Origin of the sequence: Staphylococcus microti, assembly GCF_000934465.1 — a bacterium.
Taxonomy (GTDB): domain Bacteria; phylum Bacillota; class Bacilli; order Staphylococcales; family Staphylococcaceae; genus Staphylococcus; species Staphylococcus microti.
Window position 1 is genome coordinate 1 of record NZ_JXWY01000153.1, and the last position, 225, is coordinate 225.

Consider the following 225-nt stretch of genomic DNA (forward strand, 5'->3'; position numbering starts at 1 on the left):
AAATGAAATCACTGCAGATTTTACTAAGTTTGAATTAAAAGAAATGACGCATCTTAAATCCACTTATTCGAAAAATATGTTTAGACTACTAAAACAATATAAACATACAGGGAATTTCAAGATACAAATTAATGATTTTAGAGAACGATTAGATATTCCTGCTAGTTATCGTATGACACATATTAACCAAAAAGTCCTGACTCCTATTATTAATGAATTAGGATT

At 27.1% G+C, this 225-nt stretch carries 1 protein-coding gene; it reads left to right on the top strand.

From position 1 onward, the window contains the following. A partial coding sequence (locus tag TP70_RS10910; RefSeq protein ID WP_044361618.1) for a replication initiation protein occupies positions 1 to 225 on the top strand: 225 nt, incomplete at both ends.